The organism is Micromonospora sp. MH33 (assembly GCF_003013775.1).
GTDB lineage: Bacteria > Actinomycetota > Actinomycetes > Mycobacteriales > Micromonosporaceae > Micromonospora > Micromonospora fulviviridis.
Genome location: NZ_MUYZ01000381.1, coordinates 1 through 5,447 on the forward strand (window position 1 = coordinate 1; position 5,447 = coordinate 5,447).

Annotated in this window: 7 protein-coding genes and 1 pseudogene; all 8 read right to left on the reverse strand. The window is 75.2% G+C overall.

Features of this window, described 5'->3' with window-relative positions:
* Positions 1–381 (reverse strand): annotated as a pseudogene (locus B0E53_RS32680) (peptidoglycan-binding protein); the annotation flags it as partial.
* Between the two features lie 15 nt (positions 382–396).
* Entirely contained in the window at positions 397–771 is a 375-nt protein-coding gene (locus B0E53_RS32685) for a hypothetical protein (protein WP_246835713.1), read from the reverse strand.
* A gap of 53 nt (positions 772–824) precedes the next feature.
* Complete coding sequence (locus B0E53_RS32690) at positions 825–1,286, reverse strand: TadE/TadG family type IV pilus assembly protein (protein WP_107079489.1); 462 nt, start codon at positions 1,284–1,286, stop codon at positions 825–827.
* Between the two features lie 5 nt (positions 1,287–1,291).
* A complete protein-coding gene (locus B0E53_RS32695) occupies positions 1,292–1,780 on the reverse strand; it encodes a TadE family protein (RefSeq protein ID WP_107079493.1) in 489 nt (162 codons plus the stop codon).
* Positions 1,780–1,989, reverse strand: a complete 210-nt coding sequence (locus tag B0E53_RS32700) for a hypothetical protein (protein ID WP_107079490.1) — start codon at positions 1,987–1,989, stop codon at positions 1,780–1,782. The genes B0E53_RS32695 and B0E53_RS32700 overlap by 1 nt, the downstream gene beginning before the upstream one ends.
* Before the next feature lie 24 nt (positions 1,990–2,013).
* Positions 2,014–2,874, reverse strand: a complete 861-nt coding sequence (locus B0E53_RS32705) for a type II secretion system F family protein (RefSeq protein ID WP_107079494.1) — start codon at positions 2,872–2,874, stop codon at positions 2,014–2,016.
* Positions 2,874–3,773, reverse strand: a complete 900-nt coding sequence (locus B0E53_RS32710; RefSeq protein ID WP_107079491.1) for a type II secretion system F family protein — start codon at positions 3,771–3,773, stop codon at positions 2,874–2,876. The genes B0E53_RS32705 and B0E53_RS32710 overlap by 1 nt, the downstream gene beginning before the upstream one ends.
* 118 nt (positions 3,774–3,891) lie before the next feature.
* Positions 3,892–5,424 (reverse strand): CpaF/VirB11 family protein, encoded by a 1,533-nt coding sequence (locus tag B0E53_RS32715; RefSeq protein ID WP_107079492.1) that lies wholly within the window; start codon positions 5,422–5,424, stop codon positions 3,892–3,894.
* Positions 5,425–5,447 lie beyond the last annotated feature (23 nt).

The window sequence follows — 5,447 nt, forward strand, 5'->3', positions numbered from 1 at the left end:
CGGGCTGGCCGCCAGGATCAGCGCCACCGAGCCGACCAGCGCGGCCGCGGCCCGCTGCTGGCGGCGCATCCCGGGCAGCCGGGGCGCCGGCCGGCGCAGCGCCGCAGCGAGGAGTTCCACCAGTACGGAGAAGGCGAACGTGGCCCAGCCGAACCAGCCCACCACGGCCAGCGCCCGCAGGAAGAGCTGCCCGTCGTCGCGGCTGGTCAACGTCGTACCCACCTCGGCCAGCGTGGGCAGGTGGTCGGGGAGGGGGTTGCCGGCGAAGGCCAGCAGGGCGATCGGCCCACCGGCCAGCACCGCGCAGAGCACGACGAGGGCGCCGAGGCCGGTGAGGACCTGGCCGGTCCGCCGGACGGCCGAGCGTTGGGACGCACCCATGGCTGCCTTCCCTTCCTACGGGGCTCCGGTGAGCGCCCGCGCCGTGGCCTCACCGGTGACGGTGGCGGTGTTCTGGAAGCCGAAGAGACCGAGCAGGTCCCGGCGGTAGGTGATGCGGACGCGTACCTGGATCTGCCGCTCGCCGGCGACCACCGGGAAGCTGACCTCGTGGTCGCGGACCCCGCCGGCGGCGCTCAGGTAGTCCGCGACGGCCTTCCGGGCGGCCACCTCGTCGATCTGCTTCGGGCCGCCCTCGATGGCGTGGGCCCGGTCGATCATCTGGCCGCCGCTGCGGGCCGCCTCGGCGGCCAGGTTGTCCGCGCGCTGCAACGAGCGGAGCTGCCCGGCGCCGTCGTACGCCAGGCTGATGATCGTGAGTACGCCGGTCATCGCCACGGCCAGGAAGAGGCTCACCCGGCCGCTCTCCGACGCGCGTCGCCCGGTCACCGGCGGCTCCGGTAGGTGTCCAGCGGGGAGGTGAAGCTCGCCGAAACGGTCTTGCCGCCCGGCACCCCGGGCAGCCCCGGCGCCCGCAGGTCGGCGAAGGAGACCGTGCAGGTCACCGTGACCGTGACCGTCGCCGGCACCCCGGGCGCGCTGCGGTACGCGGCCGCGAAGGTGGTCCCGGCGTCCCCCACCGAGCCGCGAAAGGTCAACGCCGGCGGGGCGGTGCAGCGCAGCCCCGACCAGTCGAGCTGGCGGCGGGCCGCGTCGGTGCCGGCGATCCGGCCGGTCCGCGCGTCCCGGGCGATCGAGGCGGCCCGGGCGGCGTCGTGCGCGGCCGACTCCACCGCCTCGTCGGCGACGGCCGTGCGGCCGGCCACCCCGGCCAGCACCATCAACCCGATGAAAGCGGGGGCGAGCACCGCCACCTCGATCGAGACGGAACCCCGGTCCCGCGCCATCCGCCTCACCCCGTCGTCCAGCGTTCGACCGGGCCGTGCGCGCGCTGCGAGACCGCGAAGCGCACGCCCGGGATCACCGACAGGGAGCGTCCGCTGACCGTGCAGGTGACCTCCGTGGCGGTCGCCGTGCAGGTGGGACCGGGCGACTGCCAGTCGACCAGCCAGTCCCCGGCGGCACGCAGGAAGGTGGTGGCCCGGTCCCGGCCCGCGTTCGGCGGGGCCTGGAGCGCCCGCTGGGCGTTCACCCCGGTCTGCGCCGCGTTGAGTGCGGTGGACCGTGCGACGAACCAGACGGCGAGCTGGATCGAGGCGAAGAGCAGCACCAGGATCGCGGGCATCACCACCGCCAGCTCGACCGGGTTGGCCCCCCGCTCGCGCCCGCCGGCGGCGAGCCGGCCCCGGAGGACGGTGGTGATCCGCCCCGGGCCGCACCGGCCGGTGGGCCGGCCGGCGGGCGCCGGCCGGCTCCGGTCCGTACGGGCGGGGCGGGGCATCACGGGGCCTTCGGCGCCGTGTTGTTCGGGATGGCGTTCATCCAGTTGTTCGCCTTGGCCAGGGCGAGCCCGGTCACCGCCATGGCCACCGCGACCAGGCCGAAGATGATCACCGCGGTCGGCACCGGGCTGTCGCCCCGCTCGGTGTCCCGCCGCAGCTCGGCCAGGCGGCTGCTGACCGCGGCGTACACGTAGGTGTAGAGGTGCATGGTCGTCTCCTTCTCGGGGTGGGTTCACAGACGGGCGAGGAACGGATAGACGGCGAAGCCGAGCAGGACGAAGACCAGCAGCGAGCCGGGGATGTCCAGCCGGCTGGTCACCCCCTCGGCCCGGGCCAGGTTGTCGGTGCGGATCTGGTCGCGCAGCGAGTCGGCGCGGCTGCGCAGGGTCTCGTGCACCTGGGCGCCCTCGCTGCCGGAGGAGCGCATGATGGCTCCCATGTCGCCCAGCTCCGGGATGCCGATCCGCTCGGCCAGCTCCTGGAGCTCGTCCCAGGGTGAGTGCATCTGGAGCTGGGCGATCCGTAGCGCCTCCCGGATCCGGTCGAAGACCCAGCCGTCGCAGACCGCCGCCGCGCGCTCCAGCGACTGCACCGGGCCGTGCGCCGCGGAGAGCTGCAACGCCACCAGGTCCAGGTAGGTGCAGACCGCCTGGCGGAACTCGTCCCGCGCGGCGTCCGCCCGGGCCAGCACCGCCCGGTGCGCGAGCAGGCCGGCGACCAGCGCCAACCCCAGGCTCCCCACCACCGGTACGGCCAGCGGCAGCGCCACCCCGCCCAGGAAGAGCACGGCCGAGGCGACCGCCGGCGTGGCGAACCCGACCAGCGCGGAGAGCAGCACCGACAGGGCGTACTGCTCGGGGGTCCGGTCGAGCAGGGCGAGCTGCCGGTGCGGCGGGCGCAGCCAGCGGGAGACGCCGCCGAGCCAGTCCGGCCCGCTCCCGGCCACCGGGGCCTGACCGGGCGGTTGGTGCAGCCGGCGCAGCGCCGGGCCGAGCGCCGGGGTGGCCGGCAGGGCCTCGCGGACCACCAGGAACAGGCCCAGCCCGACGGCCGCCCCGCCCAGCACCGCCACGGCCAGCTGCCAGTTCACCATCATGCGATCGCCTCCTCCGGGTCCGGCGCCGGCAGGAAGCGCGCCGGGCGGGGCGGCTGGCTCATCGACCGCACCCAGACCAGCAGCCCGACGAAGGCCGCGCCGAGCACCGCCATCACGAGCTGCCCGAAGACCGTCCCGTACGGCCGGACGTAGTCGCTGTTGACCAGCCCGTACGCGAGCGTGGCCAGGGTCATCCCGGTGAGGAAGCGGACCGCGAACCGGGGCTGCGTCCGCTTCGCCTCGACCTCGCGCCGGGTGGCCACCTCGGCCGAGGCGGCGGTGGCGATCGAGCCGAGCACGTCGCCGAGGCGCTCGCCCCGGTCGGTGAGGTGCAGGATCAGCGCCGCCACCACCTGGTCGCAGACCGGGTCGGCGATCTCGTCGGCGAAGGCGAGCAGGGCGGACCTCGCGAGCCAGCCGGCCTGGAGGCGGGCCGCCAGGGTGCGTACCTCCTCCTGGATCTCCTCCGGCGCGGTGGCGACGGTGCCGATGATGGCCTGCTGGAGGCCCTGCCCAGTGCCGGAGATGTCCTTGAGCCGCCGGGTCCACTCGCCGACCGCCTCGATCCGGGCGATGGCCCGCTGCTCGGCCCGGCCCACCGCGAAGAGCCACGGCACGCCGGGCACCGCGAGAGCCACCAGCAGGCCGACCACCGGCAGCCCGGTGAGCAGGAAGGCCAGTGCGCCGACCACCACGGCCGCGCCGAGCAGCAACTGGTAGCGGTGCTGCTCCCGCCGGCTGGCCCCGGAACCGGTCCACACCCGGCTCAGCCCTGGCCCGGCGCCCGCCGTCGACCGGGGCGGCCGGCGGGTGCCGACCAGCGCGACCACCGCCAGCACCAGCCCGGCCACGCACGCCGCCCCGGAGACCAGCGCGATCAGCTCGATCGTCGTCATGCGGAACCTGCCTTCGTTCGCGACTGCGGGGCTCGCAGGACCGGCTCACTCCTCGCGCTCACGGAGGCTGCCTTCGTTCGCGACTGCGGGGCTCGCAGGACCGGCTCACTCCTCGCGCTCACGGTCGCCGCCCGAGCCGGGTGTGCCGGGGCCGCCGCCACGCGCCCGTGCCGGCCTCGATGAACCGGGTCAGCAGCCGGGCGTCGTAGCCGACCCGGAGCAGTTGGTCGCGGATCCGCTCGGGGAGGTGGCGGGGCACCGCCCGGCCGTCCGGTCCCGGGCCGAACACGCTGGTGGTGGTGATCCGGTTGCCCTCGCCGACGCCGATGACCTCCTCGACGTGCGACACGAAGCGGTGCTTGCGGCCGCCGATCGCGGTCTCGTCCTCGACCGTGACGTAGACGATCAGGTCCAGCGCGTTGCCCGCCATCCGGCGGGCCTGGTCGACCGTCATCTCCCGGCCGTGGGCCAGCGCCAGCTCGATGATCCGCTCGCCCACCCCGGCCGGGGTACGCGCGTGGATGGTGCACATCGACCCGCGGCTGGTGGTCATCGCCTGGAGCATCGGCACGATCTCCCGGGACCGCACCTCGCCGACGATGATCCGCAGCACGCCCATCCGCAGCGACACCGGGATGAGGTCGGCGATGCTGACCTCACCGGCCGGCCGGCCGTCCAGCCCGCGCTCGCCGTGGCCCTCCCGGGACTCGAAGCTCATCACCGCCCGGTGCTTGTGCCCGCGGCGGGTCGGCAGCAGTTCCCGGCTCTCCTCCAGCAGCACGTACGGCTCGTCGGCCGGGATCTCGTCCATCAGCGCGCGGATGACCGTGGTCTTCCCGGCCCCGGCCAGCCCGGCGACCATGATGTTCAGCCCGGCCCGCATGGACGCGCGGAGGAAGTCGCGCAGCAGCGGGTCGATCATCTCGTCCAGGTCGGGCCGGCCACCGGCGATGTCCTCCAGGCTCACCGCCAGCGTGTTGTGCTTGCGGATCACCGCGTACGGGCGGTGGCTGACCAGGAAGACCGCGGCGAGCCGGCTTCCGTCGGGCAGTTGCAGGTCGAGCGTCGGCTTGGAGGTGGAGAGCGACCGCTCGGTCGCCCCGGCCCGGCGGGCCGCCGCCTGGAGGATCTCCACCAGCTCGTCGTCGCTGTCGGCGATCGGCTCCGCCCAGTCCACGCCGCCGCCGTGCCGGGTGATGCGCACCTGGTCGCAGCCGAGGATGTGCACCTCCTCGATGGTGTCGTCGACCAGCAGCGTCTGGAGCCGCCCCAGGCCGACCAGCTCGGCGGTCACCTGGTCGAGCAGCAGCCGCTCCTCGTCGGCGGCCATCGGCGTGCCGGCCCGGCGCACCGAGTCCGCGTACGCGGAGACCACCGCGACGGCCAGCCGGGCCCGCTCGACGTCCTCGGCGTCCGCGTCGAACTCCCGGCCGCGTTGCCAGAGGGTGAGCCGTTCGCTGAGTTCCCGGCGCAGCTCGCGGACCACCGCGAAGTCGACCCGGGGGCGGGGCGGCGGGGGTGGCGGCGCGACCGGCACGGCGGGCGGTGGGGGCAGGTGGTGCCGCGCGTTCGGCGGGACCAGCGGGGGCACCGTCGAGGTGGCGCCGGGCTGCTGGCCGCGCGGGTCGTGGGAGACCGGCTCAAACCGCACCGGACACCCCCGGCGTGCTCGGC